Annotated in this window: 21 protein-coding genes; 9 read left to right on the top strand and 12 right to left on the bottom strand. The window is 68.8% G+C overall.

From position 1 onward, the window contains the following. Window positions 1–29: 29 nt before the first annotated feature. Window positions 30–512: a GtrA family protein gene (locus QMO76_RS22280; RefSeq protein ID WP_306363269.1), complete on the top strand. Its 483-nt coding sequence runs from the start codon at window positions 30–32 to the stop codon at window positions 510–512. A gap of 27 nt (window positions 513–539) precedes the next feature. Here QMO76_RS22280 and QMO76_RS22275 read toward each other — a convergent pair whose 3' ends face one another. The 4 genes from QMO76_RS22275 to QMO76_RS22260 all read right to left on the bottom strand — a co-directional run bounded on the left by QMO76_RS22275 (window position 540) and on the right by QMO76_RS22260 (window position 7,161). Next, a complete protein-coding gene (locus tag QMO76_RS22275; protein WP_306363268.1) occupies window positions 540–1,157 on the bottom strand; it encodes a pyridoxamine 5'-phosphate oxidase family protein in 618 nt (205 codons plus the stop codon). 358 nt (window positions 1,158–1,515) lie between these two features. Next, a complete protein-coding gene (locus tag QMO76_RS22270; RefSeq protein ID WP_306363267.1) occupies window positions 1,516–2,169 on the bottom strand; it encodes a Crp/Fnr family transcriptional regulator in 654 nt (217 codons plus the stop codon). 7 nt (window positions 2,170–2,176) lie between these two features. Continuing rightward, complete coding sequence (locus QMO76_RS22265) at window positions 2,177–4,744, bottom strand: adenylate/guanylate cyclase domain-containing protein (protein ID WP_306363266.1); 2,568 nt, start codon at window positions 4,742–4,744, stop codon at window positions 2,177–2,179. Window positions 4,745–4,758: 14 nt separating this feature from the next. Next, entirely contained in the window at window positions 4,759–7,161 is a 2,403-nt protein-coding gene (locus QMO76_RS22260) for a molybdopterin-dependent oxidoreductase (protein ID WP_306363265.1), read from the bottom strand. Window positions 7,162–7,285: 124 nt separating this feature from the next. Between QMO76_RS22260 and QMO76_RS22255 the strand changes: the two genes are divergently transcribed. After that, window positions 7,286–7,732: a LuxR C-terminal-related transcriptional regulator gene (locus tag QMO76_RS22255; RefSeq protein WP_306363264.1), complete on the top strand. Its 447-nt coding sequence runs from the start codon at window positions 7,286–7,288 to the stop codon at window positions 7,730–7,732. Window positions 7,733–7,889: 157 nt separating this feature from the next. Here QMO76_RS22255 and QMO76_RS22250 read toward each other — a convergent pair whose 3' ends face one another. Continuing rightward, window positions 7,890–8,387 carry a hypothetical protein gene (locus tag QMO76_RS22250; RefSeq protein ID WP_306363263.1) on the bottom strand — a complete coding sequence of 166 codons (498 nt, stop codon included), beginning with the start codon at window positions 8,385–8,387 and terminating at the stop codon, window positions 7,890–7,892. A 337-nt stretch (window positions 8,388–8,724) separates the two neighbouring features. Here QMO76_RS22250 and QMO76_RS22245 point away from each other — a divergent pair, with 337 nt between their 5' ends. The 3 genes from QMO76_RS22245 to QMO76_RS22235 all read left to right on the top strand — a co-directional run bounded on the left by QMO76_RS22245 (window position 8,725) and on the right by QMO76_RS22235 (window position 11,675). Then, the gene (locus tag QMO76_RS22245; protein ID WP_306363262.1) at window positions 8,725–9,297 is read left to right on the top strand and encodes a DUF4282 domain-containing protein; all 573 of its coding nucleotides are present in this window, start codon (window positions 8,725–8,727) and stop codon (window positions 9,295–9,297) included. 105 nt (window positions 9,298–9,402) lie between these two features. Next, window positions 9,403–10,275, top strand: a complete 873-nt coding sequence (locus tag QMO76_RS22240) for a helix-turn-helix transcriptional regulator (RefSeq protein ID WP_306363261.1) — start codon at window positions 9,403–9,405, stop codon at window positions 10,273–10,275. A gap of 155 nt (window positions 10,276–10,430) precedes the next feature. Beyond that, complete coding sequence (locus QMO76_RS22235) at window positions 10,431–11,675, top strand: serine hydrolase domain-containing protein (RefSeq protein ID WP_306363260.1); 1,245 nt, start codon at window positions 10,431–10,433, stop codon at window positions 11,673–11,675. A 1-nt stretch (window position 11,676) separates the two neighbouring features. Here the strand turns inward: QMO76_RS22235 and QMO76_RS22230 are convergent, their stop codons facing one another. Then, a complete protein-coding gene (locus QMO76_RS22230) occupies window positions 11,677–12,075 on the bottom strand; it encodes a DUF1801 domain-containing protein (RefSeq protein WP_306363259.1) in 399 nt (132 codons plus the stop codon). A gap of 16 nt (window positions 12,076–12,091) precedes the next feature. Next, on the bottom strand, window positions 12,092–12,490 hold the full coding sequence (locus QMO76_RS22225; RefSeq protein WP_306363258.1) for a MarR family transcriptional regulator: 399 nt from the start codon (window positions 12,488–12,490) through the stop codon (window positions 12,092–12,094). Window positions 12,491–12,576: 86 nt separating this feature from the next. Between QMO76_RS22225 and QMO76_RS22220 the strand changes: the two genes are divergently transcribed. Together QMO76_RS22220 and QMO76_RS22215 are read left to right on the top strand one after the other, a co-directional pair. After that, a complete protein-coding gene (locus QMO76_RS22220) occupies window positions 12,577–14,043 on the top strand; it encodes an MFS transporter (RefSeq protein WP_306363257.1) in 1,467 nt (488 codons plus the stop codon). A gap of 203 nt (window positions 14,044–14,246) precedes the next feature. Further along, window positions 14,247–15,257 carry an alpha/beta fold hydrolase gene (locus QMO76_RS22215; protein WP_306363256.1) on the top strand — a complete coding sequence of 337 codons (1,011 nt, stop codon included), beginning with the start codon at window positions 14,247–14,249 and terminating at the stop codon, window positions 15,255–15,257. Window positions 15,258–15,417: 160 nt separating this feature from the next. Here the strand turns inward: QMO76_RS22215 and QMO76_RS22210 are convergent, their stop codons facing one another. Further along, complete coding sequence (locus tag QMO76_RS22210) at window positions 15,418–15,984, bottom strand: dTDP-4-dehydrorhamnose 3,5-epimerase family protein (RefSeq protein WP_306363255.1); 567 nt, start codon at window positions 15,982–15,984, stop codon at window positions 15,418–15,420. A gap of 2 nt (window positions 15,985–15,986) precedes the next feature. Beyond that, window positions 15,987–16,886 (bottom strand): glucose-1-phosphate thymidylyltransferase RfbA, encoded by a 900-nt coding sequence (rfbA, locus tag QMO76_RS22205; protein ID WP_306363254.1) that lies wholly within the window; start codon window positions 16,884–16,886, stop codon window positions 15,987–15,989. Window positions 16,887–17,131: 245 nt separating this feature from the next. Here rfbA and QMO76_RS22200 point away from each other — a divergent pair, with 245 nt between their 5' ends. Continuing rightward, a complete protein-coding gene (locus QMO76_RS22200; RefSeq protein ID WP_306363253.1) occupies window positions 17,132–18,118 on the top strand; it encodes an alpha/beta hydrolase in 987 nt (328 codons plus the stop codon). Window positions 18,119–18,250: 132 nt separating this feature from the next. On the opposite strand, the gene QMO76_RS22195 is transcribed toward QMO76_RS22200, so the two are convergent. Further along, window positions 18,251–18,946, bottom strand: coding sequence for a hypothetical protein (locus QMO76_RS22195; RefSeq protein ID WP_306363252.1), 696 nt, complete (start codon window positions 18,944–18,946; stop codon window positions 18,251–18,253). A 427-nt stretch (window positions 18,947–19,373) separates the two neighbouring features. On the opposite strand from QMO76_RS22195, the gene rfbB reads away from it, so the two are divergent. Then, entirely contained in the window at window positions 19,374–20,378 is a 1,005-nt protein-coding gene (gene rfbB, locus QMO76_RS22190; protein WP_306363251.1) for a dTDP-glucose 4,6-dehydratase, read from the top strand. 111 nt (window positions 20,379–20,489) lie between these two features. Here the strand turns inward: rfbB and QMO76_RS22185 are convergent, their stop codons facing one another. Together QMO76_RS22185 and QMO76_RS22180 are read right to left on the bottom strand one after the other, a co-directional pair. Beyond that, complete coding sequence (locus QMO76_RS22185) at window positions 20,490–22,319, bottom strand: DUF2142 domain-containing protein (protein WP_306363250.1); 1,830 nt, start codon at window positions 22,317–22,319, stop codon at window positions 20,490–20,492. Then, window positions 22,316–23,290: a glycosyltransferase gene (locus QMO76_RS22180; protein WP_306363249.1), complete on the bottom strand. Its 975-nt coding sequence runs from the start codon at window positions 23,288–23,290 to the stop codon at window positions 22,316–22,318. The genes QMO76_RS22185 and QMO76_RS22180 overlap by 4 nt, the downstream gene beginning before the upstream one ends. Window positions 23,291–23,375 lie beyond the last annotated feature (85 nt).

The following is a 23,375-nucleotide window of genomic DNA, read 5'->3' as shown; positions in this document are numbered from 1 at the left end:
ACCTGTGCGCGGCATTACCCTTCTGCTCTGTGACCGCGGAACCCCACCTGCCCCTGCCGCCCGAGCTGCCCCTGGTCGACGAGCCGGGCGGCACCGATGTCGATCTGAAGACCCAGATCGTCCGCTTCACGCTGACCGGCGGCTTCTCCGCGGTGGTGGACTTCGGGCTGTACGTGCTGCTCATGAGCGTGGTGGGGGTGCCGCGCGATATCGCCAAGGCGATCAGCTTCGTCGCGGGCACCACGACCGCCTACCTGATCAATCGCCGCTGGACCTTCAAGGCGCCGCCGAGCCGCAAGCGCTTCATCGCGGTGGTGGCGCTGTACGCGGTGACCTTCGCGGCGCAGGTCGGCATCAATGCGCTGCTGAACATCGTGCTGCCGGAGATGAAGGTCGATGTGGCCGGTCACACATTGACCGGTGCCGTGCTGGTGGCGTTCGTGATCGCGCAGGGCACGGCCACGGTGATCAACTTCATCGTGCAGCGCGCGGTGATCTTCAAAATCCACTGACTCGCGTCGATGATCCACTGACTCGCGTCAATGCTCGACCAGCGTGCGCGCTTCCTCCTTGGTCCGGAAGTAGTCGCCGCCTTTGGCACGGACGTTGTCGGTGCCCCACCGGCGGGGTTCGCGGGCGGCGGGCACCAGGTGGGGGATGTGCTTGCGGCAGTGGATGTACGCCTCCTCGACGTCCACCACCACCCAGCGTTCGATGACGCGTCCGCGCTCGCCCTCGGGCAGCCCGTCGATATAGCGCCGCATGAGCGCGTCGTCGACGATGCGGGCGGAGCCGTTGATGTGCAGTCCGATGAGGTCGTGCACGAAGTCGATGAGCAGGATGCCCACGTGCGGGTTCTCGAGGATATTGCCGAGGCTCGCCATCACCCCGTTGCCGCGGAGTTCGGGGTAAGCGACGGTGTGCTCGTCGATAACGTGGAGGAAGCCGGGTTTGCCCGCCCGGAAGCTGGTATCGCATTCGCCGTGCTTGTCGGCGGTGGCGATGAAGGCCATATCCATCCGGCGGATGAATTCGATCATGTGGGTATTGAGCCGGTCTCGCACTTGATCCTCGTAGAAACGCTCGGCGCGGTCTTGTGTCCCGTAGCGTTCCTGTAGTTCGCGTTCGCCATCGCTGCCGCTTCTGATGCCGGGCATTGTGCGCCCCCTCTGGTAGCTGGAGTCCGGATGGGAGAGGCTCGGCCGCGAACTTCGGCCATCCGAAATGCTATACGGTTTAACTATTCTCATGTGGCGAATGGCTGAAACAGCGCATTTTCCCTGGTAGAGCTCGCTCGACTGGCGCCGGTCAGACCTTCCGGTGCGAGGGTCCTCCGCGGTAGGCGTTCTCACAAGGAGTCGGGGCGGCGTAGCTGGTGGTGTGCTGATCATTCATTCGGACGTGCGGCTGCGAGTTCGGCTGTGCGCGCGAGTATTTCGCAATCCTGAATTGTCCTTTTTGCATAGTTTTGTCCGAGTTGGCCGGGTGTCAGCCCCCTGGAACAAGACCAAAGGGTCAGTTTGCTTTGCGTTCCAACGCCATTCGATCCAGCACCGTCACCGACCCCCGGCTCAAACGCACCACCCCCGCGTCCTCGAGTTCGCGGAGCACCTTGTTGGCGGTTGCCCGCGTCGTGCCCGCCATGGACGCCAGATCCTCCTGGGTGAGCCGGATCTGCGGGGCCCGGTCCGGATCCCCGTAGACCCGCGCCAGATGCGACAGCCGCCGCAGCACCCGCGTCTCCACCGGCAGGTACAGCGCCTCCAACACCGCCGCGGACAGCCGGCGCACCTGCGCGGCCAGCGAGACGGTGAGGAACCGCTCCACCTGTGGATGATCCTTGCGCAGCCGCTCCAGCCGATCCCGGCTGAGCGTGAGCGTTTCGGCGTCGGTGACCGCCACGATGGTGGCGGTGCGGCGCGCGTCCGGACTCAGAATCGCCTGCTCGCCGAACATCTCACCCTGGCCGAGGATGGTCAGGGTGGCGGTGTGGCCCAGCGGCGTGGTCACCCGGACGATGAGTTTCCCGCTGGTGATCAGGTGCAGGCAGTCCCCGGGATCGCCTTCGTGGCAGACGATGTCGCGCCGCCGGAACTTGCGCGGCGTGCACGCGGCGACCAGCTCCCGTCGTTCCGCGGGCGACAGCCCGTCGAACAGTTCGAATTCCATCTCACCCTCACCGCAGTGCCTCGAGTTCGTACACCGTCACCGGGTCGCGTTTGCCCTTGATGTCGAAGGCCCCCCGATCCCGGACCACGGCCCGGTCACCGAGCCGCGTTCTGGTCAGCGGGCCGACCACCACCGTTCCCGGTTCGGCCAGCGACTCCAGTCGCGCCGCCAGATTGGTGGTGTCACCGATGGCCGTGAAGTTCCGCATCTGCGGCGCTCCCACATTGCCGACCACGGCTGGTCCCGTATTGACTCCCACTCGAAACATCGGCCAGTCGTCGCGATGCGCAACATCCACCCGCTCCCGCACCCCCGCCACGGCCCGCTGCAAGGCCAGCCCGGCCCGCGCCGCCCGCAGCGCGTGATCCGGTTGCCGCACCGGCGCATTGAAGATCGCCATCACCGCATCGCCCACGAACTGCACCACGGTGCCGCCCTGAGCCAGAATCTCCGGAACGATCGCGGTGTAGTAGGTGTTGAGCATCCGCATCACCTGCTCCGGCCCCACCCGCTCCGCGAACGGCGTGAATCCCCGCAGATCCGCCATCAACACACTCACCTCGTGGATCTCACCCCCCAACCCCGCCTGCGACGGATCGGCGATCAGCGCCGTGGCCACCGCGGGCGACATGTACGACCGGAACAACCCATCCAACTGCTGATACAACCGCGCGTTCTCCAACACCACCGACGCCTGCGCCGCGAACGACCGCGCCACCGCCTGCTCCGCCGCCCCCAGCGGCACCGGTTGGTCGTGCGCTGCTCGGCCGGTAGCCCCGGGTGGGTTCCTGTCCGCAGGTGCCGGACCGGACGCGCCCGGCGACGCCGGTGTCGCATCCTCCCGCCGATCGACGCGGCGTGCCCCCGCCGGACCGGGGGAGGGTGGTGCGGGCTCGCCAGCGGCGGCCTGGCCGGTCCGGTCCGCCGCCCCGCCGGTGGGTGGCTCGGCCGCGGCGAACCCCGCCGTGCCTCTCCGGAGCCCGGCGGCGTTCAGTGCTCGCGTCACCGCGCCCGGCGAGGTATCCGGCCCGGCCGAGCCCGAAGGCCGCCGCTGTCCGCGCGGCGCGCGATCGCCTGGCAGCGCGGAATCGCGGCCTTGCCGCGCTGGTCCGCCGAATCGCGTTGCGGGCGAATCGGACCCTTGATCGGACCCGGGCTGACCGGAAGCGTCGCCGACCGGCGGCGTCGCCGCGGCGGGGCCACTCGGCGCGGGCCGCCAGCCGAACCCGCGTCGTGCGCCGGGGTGGTCGTGTCCTGGATCGGTTGTGCCGGTGTCGTGCACCGTCCCGGAGATCTCGGTCGCGGCATTCGCGGGGGCGGCCGTGCGGGTCAGTTCCAGCACTCCGGCGTGGAACCCCTTGACCATCAGGGGAAAGGTATGCGCGCCCGGATTCGGTGGACCGCCGTCCTCGAAGTGCAGGCGGCCCTGGCGCAGGATGCCGATGCGCACGGTGTCACCCTCGAAGGCGTAGTTGGCCAAGCGCTGGATCTCGGTGAGCAGCTGGTTCTCGCCGCGGATCACCGAGGAGCGTTCGCCGACGGCGACCAGTGCGCCGAGGCGGCGCACCTGTTCGCGTTCGCTGCCGACCGCGCGGGCGCTCTGCTGGAGCACCGCCACCTGGCGTTCGGTGAGGCCGAAGCGGCGGGCGAGCTCCTGGCCGACCGCGCCGAGGGGTTCGGCGGCGGCGACCCCGCCGCTGGCGCGCTGGTCCAGGGCGGCGACCATTTCCTCGAGCGCGCGGGCGTAGTCGCGGTGGATGGCGTCGAGGGTGCTGCGCAGCGTCACGCTGTCGAACAGGCCCCGTGCCGACCCCTCCCGCAGGAAGGTGAGGTGGGTACTGAGGGCGATGAGCGCGAACGCCACCCCCAGCAGCACATGCCACTCCCACCACGACACCCGCCAGCTGCGCCCGAACCCCACCGCGAACAGCGCCTCCGCCAACAGCACGAAGGCGGTGAGCACGCTCAGCACCACCGTGCCGCGATTGCGGAAGTACAGGTAGGCGTAGCGCACCGCCGCCACCAGATAGCAGGCCGCGCCCACGAACACTCCCGCCACCAGCGGCCCCTGCGCCTCCGACGGATCGGGGACGGCGTCGAAGGGCGGCACCCGGGTCAGCGACAGCAGCGCCCACACCACCATGAGCGTGATGGGCAGCGCCGCGAGCAGGTCCGTGTACCGGTGCGCGCGCGTATCCGGCGGATACTCCACCGCCGAGGCCAGGGCGGCGAAACCGCCCAGCACCATGCCGACCGGCACCGCGGTGGTGAAGCCGACATTCGGGGTGGACAGAATGATTCCGGGCGTCGCCAAGGCGTGCAGTCCCAGGAATCCGGCGTTCAGCTGAAATACCAGCGACACCAGGATCAGCCGCATATCCCGATGCGCCCGGGCGGCCCGCAACAGCAGCACTCCGAGGACCAGCGCCACCACGGCCGCGCCCAGGATCAACCAGAAATGCACACCGTGGTGCTCGAATTCGTGATCCAGGTGCGGCCGTGCCACCAGCACCCACAGACCGATGGCGGGCAGGCTGACATGCACCAGCCACAGCAGTATCCGGACGGGTGACATGCGGGCCACCGAGCTCAGGCCGGAGTGAGCGTGACCGGCACGCCGTTGAACACGGCATTGCCGGAGGGTGCGTCGACGAGCGAATCATCGGTCAGCACATTGGCGTTCACCCCGGCGTGCTCGCGGGCCACGCGCTGCGAGCTGTCCGCGTGGCCCCAGCCGTGCGGCAGGCTCACCACGCCGGGCATGATCTCCTCGGTCGGCTCGACGGCCACGATCACGGTGCCCGCCGCGGATCTCACGACGGCCTGCCCGTTCAAGCCCAGCCGCGCCACATCGTCGGGGTGGATGTGCAGGGTGCACCGGTTGGATCCGCCCACCAGCGTCGAGACATTGTGCAGCCAACTGTTGTTGGACCGCAGCTGCCGTCGCCCGATGAGCACCATCTCCGGTGCGTCGTCGTGCAGCCGCGCCCGCAACCGCTCCACATCCGCCAGCAGCTGCGGCGGTGCGAGCTCCACCTTCCGCGACGCCGTGCGCAGCACCCCGGGCAGCCGCGGCCGCAGCGGCCCCAGGTCGATGCCGTGCGGATTGTTCAGCAGCACACGCAAGTTCAGTGCGCCATTCCACTGAGACGGGCCTGCGCCGTCATCATGCATCCCGGTGTCGGCTGCGCCCCGAATCGGCGTGGTGCCGCTGTCGTCACGCGGCGGCTCGTCGCGGGCATCCGGTGTAGGTGCGGTGTCCACCGCGCCCGTTGGTGGCGTCCCGTCCGGCCCGGTCGTTTCGTCCGGCACCGCTGCCTGACCGCCGCCGTCCGCAGCGACGGTGCCGCGCGCGGCCGGGTTCCACTCGCCGTACGGCCCGAACCGCAGCATCATGTCGATGCGCTGCTCGGTCGTGTTCTCGCCCAGCAGTTCCGGGCGGCGTTCGAGCAGTCCGGCCTTCTGCAGGGTGCCCGCGATGACCATCTCGTCCACCGCCTCGAGCGGGGTGACGCCCTCCGGCGGCCGCTGTCCGCTCACCGCCATGGCCAGTCGGGCGAGGATCTCGGCCTCCGAGGGGTGGCCGCCGAGCGGTACCAGGGGGCGCGAGTAGCGGGCATAGTTGCGCACCGCGAAGTTCAGCAGCGCGAAATCGAAGTGCGGTGCCTGCACGATGCGCGGCGGCGGCAGGATCACATCGGCGTGGCGGGTGGTCTCGTTGAGGTACCGGTCCACGCACACCATGAATTCCAGTCCGGCGAAGGCGGCGTCCAGGCGCGCTCCGCTGGGCGCGGAGAGCACGGGATTGCCCGCCACCGTCACCATGGCCCGTATCTGTCCCTCACCCGGCGTGCCGATCTCGTCGGCGAGGGTGGCGACGGGCAGCTCGCCCATGGCCTCGGGCAGTCCGCGCACCCGGCTGGTCCACCGCCCGGTGCGGAACGGACGGGACCGCACGATTCCCAGCGCCGCTCCGGCGGCGAACATGGCACCGCCGGGGGCGTCGAGATTTCCGGTGAGCACATTGACCACATCCACCAGCCACTGCGTGACGGTGCCGAATTCGGCTGTGCAGGTGCCGATCCGGGCGTAGACGGCGGCCGACGGCGCGGCGGCCAGCTCGCGGGCGATCCGCGTCACCGTCGCGGCGGGCACGCCGGTGCGGGCCGACACCACGTCGGGGGTGAAATCCGCGGCGGCCGAGCGGATCTCGTCCAGGCCCTCGACCTCGACGCGAATATCGGTGAGCTGTTCGGCGAACAGCGTGTGCACGATCCCGAACAGCAGGTACGCATCACTGCCCGGCCGGACGAACAGGTGCTCGTCCGCCAGCTTGGCCGTGCGGGTGCGCCGCGGATCCACCACGACGAAACGACCGCCGCGTTTGCGCAGCGCCTTCAGCCTTCCCGGGAAATCCGGTGCGGTGCACAGCGATCCGTTCGACTCCAGCGGGTTCGCGCCGAGCATGAGCAGATAGTCGGTGCGGTCCAGGTCCGGCACCGCGACCGTGAGCGGATCGCCGAACATGAGTCCGCTCGCGACCTGCTTGGGCATCTGGTCGGCGGTGCTGGCGGAGTAGATGTTCTTGGTGCCCAGCGCGCGCAGTACCAGCGGCAGGTACAGCGCCCCGGCCACGGTGTGCGCATTGGGATTTCCGACGTATACGCCCACGGCCTGATTGCCGTGCGCGTGCGCGATGGCGGGCAGCCGTTCGCCGATGAGCGTGAAGGCCTCCGCCCAGCTCGCGGTCCGCCATTCGTCGGTGTCGCGGTCGCGGATCATGGGTTCGGTCAGCCGATCCGGGTCTTCGTCGAGAGCGCCGAGGCTGGCTCCCTTGGGGCAGATGAAGCCGTGACTGAACGGGTCGGCATGGTCGCCGCGTACGGCTGTTACGTGGTCGTGGGCATCGAGGGTGAGTTCGAGACCGCACACCGCCTCGCAGAGCGGGCAGGTGCGCAGCAGCGTCCGGGGGCTGTCCGTGACGGAGGTCATACCTCATCATCGCTCGCGACCCCGACAGGCGAAACCGGAAGCGTGCTATTTGTGTCGGGATGCCGACACAACGAGTGTCTGCGCGCGGACAGACCCGCCGCCGATTCGCGGCCAGGCTGGGCACATGCGGTTTCTCGAACGAACACAAGCCCTCGAAGCACTGCACGCCGTCCGCGCGGACATCGCCGCGGGCACCGCCACGGTGGTCGAGGTGACCATCGCGGGTGAAACCGGCCTGTTCGTGCGCACCTCACCCCAACCCGGCCCGCTCTGCCGCGCCACCCTGCGCAACCATCCCGCCCGCCTCACCCCCCGTCAGCAGGATGTCCTCGAACTGGTCTGCGCGGGCCTGACCAACCCGGAGATCGCCGACCGCCTCTACCTGTCGGTCCGCACGGTCGACCATCACGTCTCGTCCATCCTCACCAAACTCGGCGTCCCCAACCGCCGCGCCGCCCGCGCCGCCGCCCTCCACCACCAGGCCAGCGCCCCGGACGCCCGCCGCCGCGCCGCGCACGCCCGCCGCCACCGCGGCGCTCCGGCGGTGACCCACCTGTCCCACACCGCGTGATCCGGACGAGACCCGCCCGATACCGACGACAGCCCCCTGCCGAACGGCAGGGGGCTGTCGCACGTCCACTCGCACGGTATCCACCGTTGTCCGCGCACGCGAAAACCGCGGGTGCCGGGGTGCACCCGCGGTCAGCGGATTCCTGGAACGATTTACATCAGGAGGCGATGCGCGCCACCTGCGGCTTGCGCCCGCTCACGGCGGCCCGCACGGCGGCGGAGATCGCCACCACCGGCGGCACCCAGCGTGCCTCCTGCGGGGCGACGCCCCAGCACGCCGACCCGGCGGCCGACAGCTGCGTCGGCGGCAGCGGGATGCCCGCGCCGTCGGAGTGCACGATGGCACCGGCGGCGCGCAGCGCCTCCAGCGCCATGGCGGCCTTCTGCACGCCGGTGACCAGGTGGATTTCCCGGCGCTCGGTGCCCGGGATCTCGATGACCGGCCCCGAGAGGTTGTTGGCACGCAGGAACCGACGGACGAAAGCGGCGGTCTCCCCGGATACCTCGATACCCGCCAGATTGTCGTCGGTGATCAGGCAAATGCCGTTGGCCGTTTCGGCGACCGTCCAGCCACGCTGGGTGTATTCCTGCGCAGATGCGGCCAACACTGCGGCCGTGACGGAAGACGAAAACGTCGTACGCACTGGATTCTCCATTCCCCGGTAGATCTAGGTCCTGCTCTGTGCGTGGTATCGCCGCCCGGTGTCCGAGGCGTTACAGGCTCTTTTTCACGCGTCTTCGTTCGCGGCTACAAAAGAGACAGCTCCGCGTTGTAGGTGGCGCTACTGAGCCGCTGTCGCAGCAGTGACAAAACCTGTGCGATGCTCACTACCTGCGATAACGCCGAAGTTGCTCGCGCCCACGCGTTTCCGGGCGTGATGCGCCCGGAAAGGGGAAGTGTCGGAGAACACACTGCGTCGCACTGTAGCGCGGATGTGATTGCGATCAGACTTGGCGTGCCGGAAGCCCGGTGGGAGAGGAGCGTTTTCGTCCATGACCGATCGATCGGGTGGGGATCAGTCCGACTTGGACGAGTTCGAGGCGGAATCGCGCTGGCTGGCGTTCAAGGAGTCGGCGGTGAAGCGCATGTCCCGGCATGCCGCCGAGGCGGATGCCGACGACCAGCGGCCGGTCGAACCCTTTACCAGCCCAAGCGCATTCGGATCCTGGAGCGTCGATGCCGCGCGGGGCCTGGTTGACCTGCAATTCCGCCGGACCGCCACGCGCACCCTGCTGCCGCTGGCCTATCTGCTGGGTTTGGCGGGCGCGGTCGCCATTCCCATCGCCTCGACGGTGTTACTGCTGAGGTCCTCGGTATGGGTGGGAGTGGTGTTCGCGGTGGTGTTCGCGATACCGTTGGGGCTCACCATCGCCGCCACCGTGCGTCTGCTGCTGGAATTCCTGGTGAACGCCTCACGGCTGGCGGGCAGGGTGGAGCACATCGCCGACCTGGCCGACGATCTGTTCCAGGCCCTGTCGGATGTGGCCGAACCGGTCAATCAGCTGTCGGAGGATATGCGTGCCGTGCAGTTCTGGCGATTCCGAAAGCGCAACTCCCGCAAGTAGTTTCGTCCCCGAAGGGCCGCCCGTGGCGGTCCGGGCGTTCCCCGCGTCCATGGATCGGCGAGATTTCCTGTGTCACAATGCGATCGCAACTTGTTAGGGGGACGGATGGCTCTACCGCAGGGGATCACCGGATCGACCATGCCGCGTCGGCAACTCGGTCGTCAGCTTCGTGACCTGCGCAATCGCGCACGCATGACGACCCGGGTGGCCGCGCAGCGACTGGAATGGTCCGAGGCCAAGATCTGGCGTATCGAGACCGGTCAGACATCGCTGCGCAGCCTCGATGTTGAGGCCATGTGCCGGATATACGGCGCTCCCGAAGATGCCATCCAGCCGCTGGCCGCGCTGGCCCGGGAGACCAAGGCGCGCGGCTGGTGGACCGAGTACAGCGACGTCATCGACGAGGGCTACGAGGTGTACATCGGCCTCGAGGAGGCCGCCGCCCGCCTCACCACCTATGAGAACGAGCTGGTGCCCGGCCTGTTGCAGACCGAGGACTACATGCGCGCGGTGCTCGCGGGCGCGTACCCGGGCATCACCGCCGAGCAGATGGACCGCCGGGTGCGGGTGCGCACCGCCCGCCAGGAACTGCTGACGCGCTCGTCCGCCCCGCTCCGGCTGGACGTGGTGATCTCCGAGGCGGTGCTGTGGCATCGGATCGGCGGGGAGGGCGTCACCGCCGGTCAGCTGGATCGCCTGCGTGGCCTGGGCGAGCTGTCGAATGTGCGGCTGCGGCTGGTGCCCGCGGACTGCGGCTACCACCACGGCATGGATGCCGGGCGCTTCGTGCTGCTCGAATTCCCCGCGCCCGCGGGGGAGGTGCCCGAACCGCCGGTCGTCTACGTGGAATCCCTCACCGGCTCCTCGTATCTGGACAAGGAGCACGATGTGGAGCGATACCGCGAGGCGTTCCGGGCCGTCGCCGCGGTCGCGGTGGACGCCGCGCCGGTGATCGAATCCGTGCGCGCCTCGGTCTGACTCGCGCGCCCGTCGCGCGGCTGTTTGTGTTGTTTCACAGAACTCGCGCGCACCCATTGTCCCCGAGCGTGACGGCCGTTACAGTCGGTGCTAGCAGGGTGCTTGCAACTGCGAGCGCGAACCCTGTGGAGTGAGCCAGACAAAGGAGTCTGACCATGCCAGGTGAGAGCACCGACAGATCCATCGGGGAACTATCCGCGGCCGGCCCCACACGCGGCCGACAGATGCTCGTCGACGACCGCTTCACGGCGGTCGCCGCCAAGTTCTTCCAGATCTTCCGCCGCCCGCGTGCGGGTGGCGGCGCCTTCGCGGTCTTCCTCGACGGCGAGCCGGTGCTCGACATCTGGGCGGGCTGGGCCGAACCCGGACGCCGCTGGGCCGCCGACACCATGGCGCTGTCGTATTCCACCGGCAAGGGCGTGGCGGCCACCGTCATCAACCGCCTCGCCGATCGCGGGGTCATCGACCACGACGCTCCCGTCGCCGAGTACTGGCCCGAATTCGCGGCCGCGGGCAAGGGCGAGATCACCGTGCGGCAGGCGCTCGCGCATCGTGCCGGAGTGCAGCGCATGCGCGGACTGCTCGACGATCCCGAGGATCTGCTCGATCACGACAGGGTGGCCGCGGCCATGGCGGCGAGCGCGCCGGATCCGCTGCGGCACCGGGCTTCCGGATATCACGGCCTGAACTTCGGCACGCTGGTCGCCGAGATCGCGCAGCGGGCGACCGGGCGGCCCTTCACCGATCTGGTGCGCAGTGAACTCGCGGAGCCACTGGGCGACAACGACTTCTGGTTCGGGGTGCCCCGGCGGCATCGGCACCGCGTCGCCCGGCTGTCGCCCCGGCTCAGTGTCGGCAAGGTGCCGTTCGACCGTCTGGTCGGGCTGCCCGCGCGGGTGCGGGTGCTGGATTCGGCACGCGGGGCGGTGTACGACGGCTGGGCCGACATGTCGGTGGGGGAGCGCCCCTACGATGCCATGATGCCCGGCTGGAACGGGACCTTCACCGCGCGGTCGCTGGCGCGGATGTACGGGGCAATCGCCAATGACGGCATGGTCGGCCACCGTCGCCTGTTCAGTGCACCGGGCGCGCGCACCCTCGCCGAGATGCCCGTGAACAGCCGATTCGACTACGTCCTCGGCGCGCCACCACAGTTCGCGCTCGGGTACCACCGCGCCATCGTCGGCGCGACGCTGACCCGGAAGGCGTTCGGGCACTTCGGCATCGGCGGATCCGGTGGGATGGCGATCCCCGGCCGCGGCCTGGGGATCGGATTCGTCACCAACCAGCTCGGCTATTCGGCCATGACGCTGGGCGATGCCCGGCTGCCCATGCTGGCGGCCATGACGCAGCGGGCCGCGCGGGCGGCACGCGGCGAGGGCGCGGCGGTCGCCGCCTGATTCAGCTGGTGCCCTTGAGTTTTCGCCAGCCCCCGGCGCGGTTGTTGGCGATGATCTGCCGGAACATGGCGAGTAGCGCCGGGGCGTTCAGGGTTTCGCCTTCGCGCACCGCGACGGTGCGGGCCGTCTTGTTGTCGTGCCCACCGGTGATGATCCCCTCGGGATCGGGAACGATGGCCCCGTCGTAGAGGAATACGTTCACGTGGTCCTTGGCGGCGAGCAGCGCGCAGATATTGCCGTCCAGCACGAAGTAGGGGCGCACCGTGCGTTTGATGGTCTCGACGACGTCCGGATCGGCAGCGTGCACCAGTTCTCGTACCTCCTGGCACACGGCCCGCTGCCATTCCGGTAGCGCGTCGATGTAGGCGTCGACCCGCGGATCGACCGCATAGGAGGGCATGGCCGCAGCATACGGCTCAGCGCAGTGACTGTTCCAGGATTTCGCGATGTGTGGGTGCGGCCTCGCGGTGCAGTGCGCGGCCCTTGTCGGTGAGGCAGACGAAGATGGCGCGGCGGTCTTCGGCGCACAGGGTGCGGTTGACCAGGCCGTCGCGTTCCAGGCGGGCCACCGCGCGGGAGAGGGCGCTCTGGCTGAGGTGGATGTCTCCGGCGAGGTCGCTCATCTTGTAGCTCTCGCCGCCGGCCTCCATGAGCCGGTCGAGGGTTTCGAATTCGCTGAGCCCGATGTGGTGGCGGCCCTGCAACTCCTTCTCGAGGGCGCAGGACGCGGTCGCGTGCCGGGTCAGCAGCTCACGCCATTCGGCTACCAGCCCGGTGGCTTCGGGCCGGTCGACAGGCGCTGTCGGCTTCGGCATGGGGCCATCTTAGTGGTCGCGGGGTAACCATGCAACTGCATTTAATGCTTGCACAATTAATGCGTGCGCATGTACTGTTTCGGCTCATGACGACAACGGCTCTGAAATCGGCTGCCGCAACCGCCGATACGAACAGCTGGCCCCTGCGCCTCTGGGGCATGCTGATCACCCTGTGCATCGTGCTGTTCCTCGACGGTCTGGACGTGTCGATGATCGGCGTCGCACTGCCGTCCATCGGAACCGAACTCGACCTCTCCACCTCCACCCTGCAATGGCTGGTCAGCGGCTATGTGCTCGGCTACGGCGGACTGCTGCTGCTGGGCGGGCGCACCGCCGACCTGCTCGGCCGCCGCAAGGTCTTCCTGATCGCGCTGGCCGTCTTCGCCCTCGCCTCGCTGGCGGGCGCACTGGTCAGCTCCGGCCCGCTGCTGATCCTCACCCGCTTCATCAAGGGCCTGGCCGCCGCCTTCACCGCTCCGACCGGCCTGTCCATCATCACCACCAACTTCGCCGAGGGCCCGGCCCGCAACAAGGCGCTGTCCATCTACACCGTGTTCGGTGCGGGCGGCTACTCCATGGGTCTGCTGTTCGGCGGCCTCATGACCGGCATCGGCTGGCGCTGGACCTTCCTGCTGCCGGTGCCCATCGCACTCGCGGCCTTGGTCGCCGCCATCTTCCTGGTGCCCAAGGACTCCCCCGCCGAAGAGGGCGGACACGACATCCTCGGCGCGGTGCTGTCCACCGCCGCCATGCTGCTGCTGGTCTACACCGTCGTCACCGCTCCCGAGGTGGGCTGGGCGTCGGCACGCACCATCGGCTCGTTCGTGCTGGCCGCCGCGCTGTTCGCCGGATTCGTCGCGGTGGAGAAGCGGGTGCGATACCCGCTGGTCCGCCTGGGCATCCTGCGCAAGGCCACCCTGGTCCGCGCCAGCCTCGCCATCATCGCGGTGGGCGGTTCGTACTTCAGCTGGCAGTTCATCACCACGCTGTACTTCCAGGACACCCTGGGCTGGTCGCCGCTGCACCTGGCGCTCGCCCTGCTGCCGGTGGGCCTGCTGGTCGTGACCTCCGCCTTCGTCTCCGACAAGCTGGTCGACCGGTTCGGCACCGGGCCGATCATCGCCGTCACCATGGCGGTCATGGCCGTCGGCTACCTGATGTTCCTGCGCGTCGACACCGCCCCGGACTACCTGACGGTGCTGCTGCCCGCCATTCTGCTGATCGGCATCGGCTGGGTCGGATTCCCGGCCATCAACATCCAGGCCACCAGCGGTATCGACAACGACGAACAGGGGCTGGCCGCGGGCGTGCTGCAAACCGCCATGCAGGTCGGTGCGGCCATCGTGCTGGCGGTGACCACCGCCATCGTCACCTCGGGCGCGCACACCGACACCAGCCCGGCCGCCATGCTGGACACCTACCGGCCCGGCCTGCAATTCGGCGCGGGCGTGGCGATCGTCGGAGCCCTGGTCGCCCTCACCGTCTACCTGCCCAAGCGGCGCAAGAACCGCGACACCACCCGGGAGGAGGCCGACCTGCAACTCGTCGGCTGACCCGATCTCCGGCCCGGCGACGGTCTTCCCTCGTCGCCCGCCGGGCCGGATCGCCGGGGCGCACCGCACACGCGGTGCGCCCCGGCGCTTTCAGCGTCCGCGGCGCTATCGCCGCCCCGCATCATCCCTGCCGTTCCGCGACTCCGGTGTCCGTGCGGCGCGTCCTACCGTCGTTGTCACCCCCGGGTTGTCACCATGTCGGTGTGAGTCGCGAGAGGCTGGCTGCGGTGTTCGCGCGTCGTCGGGCGCGGCTGCGGTCGCGGCGCTACGCCACCGCGGCGCTGAACCCGCCCACCGCGCCCTGCGAGACCGTGCCCGTGACCACCCCGGACGGGGCGCGGCTGCGGGTGCGCGTCTACGGGTCGGCGCAGGGACGGCCGATCGTATTCGTGCACGGCTGGGGCTGCTGTCTCGAATACTGGAATCCGCAGATCAACGCCTTCGCCGACCGCTATCGCCTGATCTGCTACGACCAGCGCGGGCACGGTGAGAGCGGCGTCGGCGCCGACGCCCCGACGATCGATCAGCTCGGCGACGATCTGGCCACCGTACTGGCCGCCACCCTGCGCCCCGGCGAACGGGCGGTGCTGGTCGGGCACAGCATGGGCGGAATCACCGTGCAGGCGTGGGCCGCCCGCCACCGCGACCAGTTCGACTCCCACGCGGCGGGCGTGATCCTGGCCAACACCACCTCGGGCCGTATCGCCACCGGCACCGAACTGGTGCCCGGCTTCAATGTGCCGCTGCGGATACTCGGCCGCCGCGTCCAGCTCCCGGTCCGATCGCTGGTGTGGCTGCTCGGCCTGCCGCTGCCGATTCCGGGCGGCCCACTGGTGAAGTGGTTGATCCGCTGGCGCATCATGTCGTGGCGAGCCACCCCCGACGAGGTGGCCTTCGTCCTGAATATCGTGCGCTCGTGCCCGCCGCGCGGTCGCGCCCGGGTCGAACGGATGCTCGCCGAATTCGATCTGGGTCCGGCCGCCGAGCATCTCACCGCGCCGACCACGGTGCTCGCCGGAGACCGCGATCGGCTGCTCCCGCTGGCCATGTCACGAGCCCTCGCCGACGCGCTGGACCGGGTCGGCAGCCTGGTGGCCTTCCACATCCTGCCCACCGGGCACACCGCGAATGTCGAGGCGACCGACCGCTTCAACGCCGAACTGGCGGCCACCGCGCGGCGCGCCTTCGACACCCCGGGCGCGACCACCGGCTGATGGACACGCGGTCGTGCCAGCGGCCGCGACTTCGGCTCGGCTATCGGCTCGGACCGCGGTGACGGACAGCGCTACGACCCGACGTGTTCAGCGGCGACGGGTGGCGACGCTCCGAGCAGCGGTGGTGCCGCGACGGTCCGATGCCGGGCAGCCTGGGGTTTCAATACAGCAGCCGTGCGTCCGACAGCGACGGCGCGGCGGCGTCCTTGGCCGAGCGGATGACCGTGAGCGGCCGCCCGTCCCGGTCCACCGTCGGCCATTCGATGCCGATGGCCGGATCGAAAGCGTCCACCTCGCCGTCGAGTTCGGGCGTGTACTCCAGTGAGCACAGGTAGGTCACCGTGGAACCGTCCGCCAGCGACAGCAATGCGTGCCCCAGCCCCTCGGCCAGGAACACCGACCGGCGCGTCACATCGTCGATCACCACGGCGTCCCACCGCCCGAAGGTCGGCGAGTCGGGCCGCAGATCCACCACCACATCCAGGAACGCGCCCCGCACACAGGTCACGTACTTGGCCTGCCCCGGCGGATTCGCGGTGTAGTGGATGCCGCGCAGCACCCCGGCGGCGGAGGTGGAGACGTTCACCTGCAGCAGATCGAAGGGCCGCCCCACCGCCTTCTCGAATTCCGACGCCTTGAACTGCTCGAGGAACACCCCGCGCTCGTCACCGTGCAGCCGCGGCGTGAACTCCCACGCGCCGGGCACCGACAGCTCCCGAATCTCCACCCTCAGCGCTCCCGTCCCAGTGCGCCCAGCTCCCATTCGCGGCCGTGTTCCAGCAGATTCAGCAGATAGGTGCCGTAGCCCGAGCGTTCCAGCGGTTCGGCCAGGGTGCGCAGCTGCTCGTCGTCGATGAAGTTCATGCGCCAGGCCACCTCCTCGGGCACCCCGATCTTGAGGCCCTGCCGCTCCTCGATGGTGCGCACGTAGTTGGCGGCGTCCAGCAGCGAGTCGAAGGTGCCGGTGTCGAGCCAGGCGGTGCCGCGGGCGAGCACCTCCACCCGCAGCCTGCCCTGTTCGAGATAGGTGCGGTTGATATCGGTGATCTCGTATTCGCCGCGCGCCGAGGGCCGCAGCCCGCGGGCGATCTCGACGACGTCGTTGTCGTAGAAGTACAGCCCCGGAATGGCGTAGTTGGAGCGCGGCCGCTTCGGCTTCTCCTCGATGGAAATGGCCTTGCCCTCGGCGAATTCCACCACGCCGTAGGCGGTGGGGTCGGAGACCCGGTAGGCGAACACCGCGCCGCCGTCGAGCCCGTCGAAGCGGTGCAGCGTGGTACCGAGGCCGGGGCCGTGGAAGATGTTGTCGCCCAGCACCAGTGCCGCGCAGTCGGTGCCGATGTGGTCGGCCCCGAGGACGAAGGCGCGGGCGAGCCCGTCGGGTTCCGGTTGCACCACGTAGGAGATGGACAGCCCGAACCGGCTGCCGTCGCCGAGCAGGCGCGCGAAGGCGTCGCTGTCCTCCGGTGTGGTGATGACCAGGATGTCCCGGATTCCCGCCAGCATGAGCGTGGACAGGGGGTAGTACACCATCGGTTTGTCGTACACCGGGACCAGCTGTTTGCTCACCCCGCGCGTGATCGGATGCAGCCGTGAGCCCGTGCCGCCCGCCAGGATGATTCCGCGCATGTCACAGCAGTCTGCCAGTTGGGTCGCGGGCGGAGGCGGGGAGGTTCCGACTCGACCGCGAATCGATCACGGCCGTTTACCGCAATGCCCTTGTGGCCATTAAGTGTTGCATACGTCACGTTCCCATGGTGTTCTGAAACGACGCTATGTGAGATGTCAGCGCCGACTCTCGCGCGCCGGGTGCCCGAGCCCTGTTCGGTCCCTGGACGAACGGCTCGGCGCGCCAACAACGAGGTAGGTGCGCGATGACAGCGACAAGTGACAGCGTCCCGGTGGCCAACCCGCACGGCGTCAGCGTGTACGCGCATGCCCTGGCGGCGGCCTGCCGCACCGTGGTCCGACCGCTCGGGGGCCTGGTGCCCGTCAACGCGCTCACCATTCCGGTGGCGGCGACCGTGATCAACGGGCTGTCGAAATTCCGGCCGCAGCCGCGCGGTGTCGAGCGGGAGCAGGTGCGGCTCAGGGGTTTCCGCATGGAGATCGTGCGTCCGGCCGGAGCCCGCAGTTTGCTGCGCGACGGCGCGATCATGTACATGCACGGCGGCGGGTTCTTCCTGTGCGGTCTCGACACGCATCGCCCCGTGGTGGCGGCATTGGCCCGGCGCACCGGTCTGCCGGTGGTGAGCGTGGAGTACCGGCAGCTGCCCGATACCGATATCTCCGGTTCGGTCGACGACTGCCTGACCGCCTACCGCTGGCTGCTCAGCCACGGCGCGGATGCCTCGCGCATCGTCTTCGCCGGTGATTCCGCCGGCGGCTACATGACTTTCGCGACCGCCCTGCGCGCCCGCGAGCAGGGGTACCCGGTGCCCGCCGGTCTGGTCGGCCTGTGCCCCGCCCTGGATCTGGACTGCACCGAGAAGCGCGCCCACCCGAATCTGCACCGGGACCCGCTCATTCCGCTGTCCGCCCTGGAATCGGTGGTGCGCCTCGGTGCGACCGTCGACGGCTGCCTGGACCCGCGACTCTCACCGGTCAACGGCGCGCTCGCGGGTATGCCCCCGGCCCTGCTCATCGTGGCCGAGGACGAGGTGCTGCGCCGCGACAGCGAACTCATGGCCCAGCGCCTGGCGGTCGCGGGCGTCCCGGCCACCCTGGAGGTCTGGCGCGGTCAGGTGCACGCCTTCATGGCGATCTTCCCGGGCATGCCCGAGAGCCGGGCGGCACTGGCGTCGGTCGCCCGCTTCGTGCGCGCCCGACTCGAAGCCGAGCAGATGATGCGCACGGCCTGAGTCTCGCGCCACCGTGGCGGCCTCGGCCCGAGCCGGGCACGACGGACCCGTGCTGTGGCACGCATGGCGTCCCCGGACACGGCGAACCCGCCCGGTCTCGGACCGGGCGGGTTCACCTGTGGCGCATACCGATTACTTGGCAGGCGGTACGAAGGGCTCGTTGATGGTCTGGAAGTACTGCAGGATCGACACGACGGCCACCGGGGCGGTGATCAGGATGGTGCCGGCGATACCGATGAAGCTGGCGCCCGCGGCGGCGCCGATCAGGCAGCCGATGATCGGACCGGAGCCACCACCCAGGGCGACCGGAAGGGTGATCGCGGTACCCGCGGCGATGCCGAGGCCGCAGCCGACGATGCCGCCGAGCACGGTCGTGGTCAGGCCGGCCAGGGTGCCCGCCAGGCCGATCTGGTCCTTCATCCGGGAGAAGGCGGCCTTCTCGCGGTCGTAGGGGGTCTTGAACTGGTCGGGCGCGGCGAACGGCACCGCGACCGGCTTGTACACCGCGTGCTCCATGTCGAGCTGCGGGGTCAGGGTGGCGGTGTTGCCGCTGATCTCCGCGGCGATCGGGAAGATGAACTCATCGACCTGAGCGGTGAGCGGAGCGCCGCCCATCACGGTGCCGTTGGCGTCCTTGATCTTCAGGGCGCCGTCCTCGACCGCCAGCGACCCGATGTCGGTGGTGAGCTTCAGGCTCTTCTCCTGGATCTCATAGGAGACATTGACACCCTGCGGTGCCGGAGCCGGCTGGGCGTTGACGGTGCCCGCGGTGACGCCCAGGGCAGCGATAACCATGGCCGACGTCGCGGCGAATTTCCTCATCAGCATTCTTTGAAACCTCGATACGAAGAGCTCGGGGGGACAGGGGAATAGAAATCGAGGCCAGCTAACGATCGGTGAACCTACTGTGACCGTTCATTCAATTCTTGTTCACCACGGCGACTCACGTGTTCGTCGGGCCGTGGAAACACACAGGTCGTAACGGGATTCTTCGAATATTCCGGACGGAATAGACATTCGAAAACGGCAAATTTGTGTTCGAGATCACAAATGGCGAGAGTGTAAATGTGACGCATTCGAGCGAATGTTGCGGGACGGCGGCGAAATTGCGACATTTCGGCACGGAATCGGGACCTGCGGAGGTATTCGGTGTTTCCACCGCGCAGCCGACAGCGCGCAGCCGGCGCACCGCCGCTGTGCACATCGGGTTACCTGATGGCCCCCGGGCGGCGGGAGAACTCGGTAGGGTTCTCCTGTGCGACTGCTCGTAACCGGTGGCGCCGGCTTCATCGGCGCGAACTTCGTTCATCAGACCGTGAACCGTCGGCCCGGTGTCCATGTCACCGTGCTGGACAAACTCACCTATGCCGGAAACCGGGCCTCGCTGGACCCGGTGGCCGACCGCATCGAGTTCGTGCACGGCGATATCGCCGATGCCGCGCTGGTGGACCGGCTGGTCGGGGGTGTGGACGCGGTGGTGCATTTCGCCGCCGAATCACACAACGACAATTCCATCGCCGATCCGTGGCCGTTCGTCCAGACCAATATCGTCGGCACCTTCGCCCTGCTGCAGGCGGTGCGCAAACATCGGGTGCGCTACCACCACATCTCCACCGACGAGGTGTACGGCGACCTGGCACTCGACGATCCGGCCGCGTTCACCGAGGACACGCCCTACAACCCGTCCAGCCCCTATTCGGCAAGCAAGGCTTCCAGCGACATGTTGGTGCGCGCCTGGGTGCGCTCGTTCGGCATCCGGGCCACACTGTCCAACTGCAGCAACAACTTCGGCCCCTATCAGCACGTCGAGAAATTCATTCCGCGCCAGATCACCAATCTCATCGACGGCATCCGCCCGCGCCTCTACGGCGCGGGACATCAGGTACGCGACTGGATCCACGTGGACGACCACAACAGTGCGGTATGGGAAATCCTGGAACGCGGGCGCATCGGGCAGACGTATCTCATCGGCGCCGACGGAGAACGCGACAACAAAGCGGTGGTGCGGCTCATCCTGGAGGCATTCGGCCGCGATCCCGACGACTTCGACCACGTGACCGACCGCCCCGGCCACGACCAGCGCTACGCCATCGATTCCACGCTGCTGCGCACCGAACTCGGCTGGGCACCGGAATACCGCGACTTTCGCGCGGGACTGGCCGCCACCATCGACTGGTATCGCGCCAACGAATCCTGGTGGCGGCCGCAGAAAGCCGTCACCGAGAGTGCCTACGCCGCCGCCGGCGAGAAAGTCCTGTAAGCCGCGGAACTCTCGTAGGCCGCGCGCTCGTCGGTAGGCTCGCGCGGCTCACCGGGTCCCGGCGAGCCGCGCGATGTCCGGTACGCCGCGCGGTTTCCACCCCGGAATACTTCAGCCCCAGACGATGGAGCAGTATTTCGCGGCCGCGGTGACGAGTGCGAACACGGAGGCGGAGACGATGACGACGGCCGGTCCGCGCGACGGCGTAAGACCCTCGGAATCGGTGAGCCGCAAGGGCATCCAGCGCAGCACCACCGCCATGGCGGCAATGGCCAGCGGGACGAAGTACCGGCCCTGCACACCGTCGATGATGTAGTAGCCCACCGGCGTGAAGGACATGTACAGCGTCACGTAGATCATGGCCACGCTCGCCAGCACGGTCAGCGCGACAATGGCGGTGCGCGCGTTGCTCGCCCCCGGCAAACGATCGGCGATGCCGACGCTCACCGCGAAGGCGAGCAGGCAGGCCAGCATCGTGATGGCCGGGACATCGATGTAGGCGAAACCCAGCTCGCCGAAGAACTGGGTGAACCAGCGCTGGTCGCGCAGCCACACACTGTCGCCGAACACGCTCAGGAAGCGCAGCGGATCGCTGAGAATCTCCGAAAGCTGATCGCCGGGACGCACGGTGCCCCACTGGTGCGGGGGCCGCATCAGGCTCATGCCCTCGCCGGTCGGGGCGGCGATCTTCATCCACGCCGCGAACACGCCCGCGCCGACGGCCGCGACCGCCCACGGCAGGAACCGCAGCGGCCCGCGCAGACCGTATCGCCGCGCCGGAATCAGCACGGTGAGCATGGCCAGCAGCACATAGGTCGGCTTGCTGATCGGCAGCAGCACCGTGGCGGTCAGCGCCGCGACGGTCTCCGGACGGGTCAGCCGGTCACCGAGGAACAGGCCCTTCACCAGCAGCGCCGACACCAGGATGGCCAGGGCGTTGGTCATGGTGTCGGCCGTGACCGTGCCCGCCTGGAAGACCGCGATGGGCAGCACCGCCACCGTGAACGCCAGCCACTGCACCCGGTGCCCGCGCAGCGTCCGCAGCGCGAAGCCGACGATCAGGAGGTAGGCCAGCAGACCGGACAGCCGGGTCACGGTATTGAGCGCGCCGACGCTCAGGTCGAGCGCCTCGGAGAGCCGAATGCCCAGGGCCGCGGGGACATACGGAACGGGGGAGTAGGCGGCGGTATTGGTGAACCACACATCCCGGGTCTCCGACGTCACCGGCGCCGCGCCGAGGCGGTCGTAGACGCCCGGATCGGCGACCATCGGGTCGGGTTCTTCGGGATTGTTGTTGTAGTCCCCGAACGCGTAGCTCATCAGCGCGTCGATGCTGGTCGGCACCTGACCGCCGTAGGCGACGTCGCGATCGTCCTGGATCTCCTCGGGCAGGAACCCGCCGTGCGCCACCTGATAGGCCCGCCCGAACTGGGTGATCTCGTCGTGTCCCCAGAAGGGCGGCGTGGCCACCGCGAACAGCGCCCCGAAGACCCCGGCCACCACGACGAACGCCAGCGCCGCCGTGCCGAACCGGCGTTCGATGGCGTCCGCGATGCCGCGTGCCGCACCGGATCTCGTCGCACCGGCTTTCGTCTCGTCGCCGCCGATCACGGTCGGCTGTGCGCGCCCGGCGGCGGTCGATGGCTCGGCGACCGTGCTGCTCGCATTCTCGGTCGCGGTGCTGCTCGCACCCTCGGGCGCGGTGGTGTGCGCGGTGCCCGTCGTATGCGGCCGCCGCACCTCCTCCCAAATCGGGGTGTCGGTGGCTGCGGTCGCTCTGTCGCCGTCCGATGCGGACGCGGCCGTCGTCGCGGAGGTCGCCGCGCTGTTGTCGTCGCCGCGTGCCCCGCTGCCGTTCTTCGATTCCACCGCGCCATTCTCCGATGCGGAGGCCGAGTCTCCGGACGCCGCCGCGCCGGATTTGTCGGATACCGAGGTCATCGGCGTGAACCGCCGGAACGCTCGGGCTCGCGCACCTCGGCTCCGACGGCCGAGTAGCGCAGATAGATCAGCCGCGCGGCCTCGTGCCGGGAGCGCTTGATGCCGTCGAGAATGAGACCGGCCGTCCACGCGAGCGTGCCGAACAGCAACAGCGTGAATCCGAGGAACAGGGTGGGGAAGCGCGGCACCTCGTGGATTCGGTAGAACTCCACCACGATCGGGACGATCAGGACGATCGACAGCAGCCAGGACAGGGTGCCGAACAATCCGTAGAAGGCGACCGGTCGCTCGTGCCGGGCCAGGCCGACTATCAGGCGCAGGATCTTGAATCCGTCGGTATAGGTGCGCAGCTTGGATTCACTGCCCGCCGGGCGATCCCGGAAACCGACCGGCACCGCGGTCTGGGGCACGCGCAGATGCTGCGAATGCACCGTCAGCTCGGTCTCGATCTCGAACTCGCGCGATACCGCCGGGAAGCTCTTCACGAAACGCCGGGAGAACACCCGGTAGCCGCTCAGCATGTCCTCGACGTTCTCGCCGAACACCTTGCCGACCACGCCGTTGAGCACCTTGTTGCCGGTCTCGTGCCCGGCCCGGTACGCGGATTCGCCCGCCAGCTCGCGCCGGACCCCCAGCACATGGTCGTAGGGGCCGTCGAGCAGCGTGGAGATCATGAGCGGCGCCGCGGAGGCGTCGTAGGTGTCGTCGCCGTCGATCATCAGATAGATGTCGGCCTCGATATCGGCGAAGGCGCGGCGCACCACATTGCCCTTGCCCTTGCGGTACTCGGTCCGCACGATCGCTCCGGCCTCGCGCGCCCGCTCGGCGGTCGCGTCGGTGCTCAGGTTGTCGTAGACGTAGACGACAATGCCCGGCACGGCGGCCTTGAGGTCGGTGACGACCTTCGCCACCGCGGCCTCTTCGTTGTGGCACGGCACGATGGCGGCAATGCGAAGCTCGGTGGACTCCACCCGGTCAATCCTTGCGATCGGAAGGGATAACGACATCGGGAGGGTACAGGCTGCGACCCTCGACACACCTCGTCACCCTCTCATC

It is taken from the genome of Nocardia sp. CC227C (assembly GCF_030767025.1).
GTDB lineage: Bacteria > Actinomycetota > Actinomycetes > Mycobacteriales > Mycobacteriaceae > Nocardia.
The sequence above is the reverse complement of the archived record's forward strand: the minus strand, read 5'-3'. Positions and strand labels throughout refer to the sequence as shown.

Bases quoted from the DNA above. Each gene is read 5' to 3' on its own strand.
- QMO76_RS22275 (WP_306363268.1), bottom strand. From the start codon at position 1,157: ATGCCCGGCATCAGAAGCGGCAGCGATGGCGAACGCGAACTACAGGAA.
- QMO76_RS22270 (WP_306363267.1), bottom strand. From the start codon at position 2,169: ATGGAATTCGAACTGTTCGACGGGCTGTCGCCCGCGGAACGACGGGAG.
- QMO76_RS22265 (WP_306363266.1), bottom strand. From the start codon at position 4,744: ATGTCACCCGTCCGGATACTGCTGTGGCTGGTGCATGTCAGCCTGCCC.
- QMO76_RS22260 (WP_306363265.1), bottom strand. From the start codon at position 7,161: ATGACCTCCGTCACGGACAGCCCCCGGACGCTGCTGCGCACCTGCCCG.
- QMO76_RS22255 (WP_306363264.1), top strand. From the start codon at position 7,286: ATGCGGTTTCTCGAACGAACACAAGCCCTCGAAGCACTGCACGCCGTC.
- QMO76_RS22250 (WP_306363263.1), bottom strand. From the start codon at position 8,387: ATGGAGAATCCAGTGCGTACGACGTTTTCGTCTTCCGTCACGGCCGCA.
- QMO76_RS22245 (WP_306363262.1), top strand. From the start codon at position 8,725: ATGACCGATCGATCGGGTGGGGATCAGTCCGACTTGGACGAGTTCGAG.
- QMO76_RS22240 (WP_306363261.1), top strand. From the start codon at position 9,403: ATGGCTCTACCGCAGGGGATCACCGGATCGACCATGCCGCGTCGGCAA.
- QMO76_RS22235 (WP_306363260.1), top strand. From the start codon at position 10,431: ATGCCAGGTGAGAGCACCGACAGATCCATCGGGGAACTATCCGCGGCC.
- QMO76_RS22230 (WP_306363259.1), bottom strand. From the start codon at position 12,075: ATGCCCTCCTATGCGGTCGATCCGCGGGTCGACGCCTACATCGACGCG.
- QMO76_RS22225 (WP_306363258.1), bottom strand. From the start codon at position 12,490: ATGCCGAAGCCGACAGCGCCTGTCGACCGGCCCGAAGCCACCGGGCTG.
- QMO76_RS22220 (WP_306363257.1), top strand. From the start codon at position 12,577: ATGACGACAACGGCTCTGAAATCGGCTGCCGCAACCGCCGATACGAAC.
- rfbA (WP_306363254.1), bottom strand. From the start codon at position 16,886: ATGCGCGGAATCATCCTGGCGGGCGGCACGGGCTCACGGCTGCATCCG.
- QMO76_RS22200 (WP_306363253.1), top strand. From the start codon at position 17,132: ATGACAGCGACAAGTGACAGCGTCCCGGTGGCCAACCCGCACGGCGTC.
- QMO76_RS22195 (WP_306363252.1), bottom strand. From the start codon at position 18,946: ATGCTGATGAGGAAATTCGCCGCGACGTCGGCCATGGTTATCGCTGCC.
- QMO76_RS22185 (WP_306363250.1), bottom strand. From the start codon at position 22,319: ATGACCTCGGTATCCGACAAATCCGGCGCGGCGGCGTCCGGAGACTCG.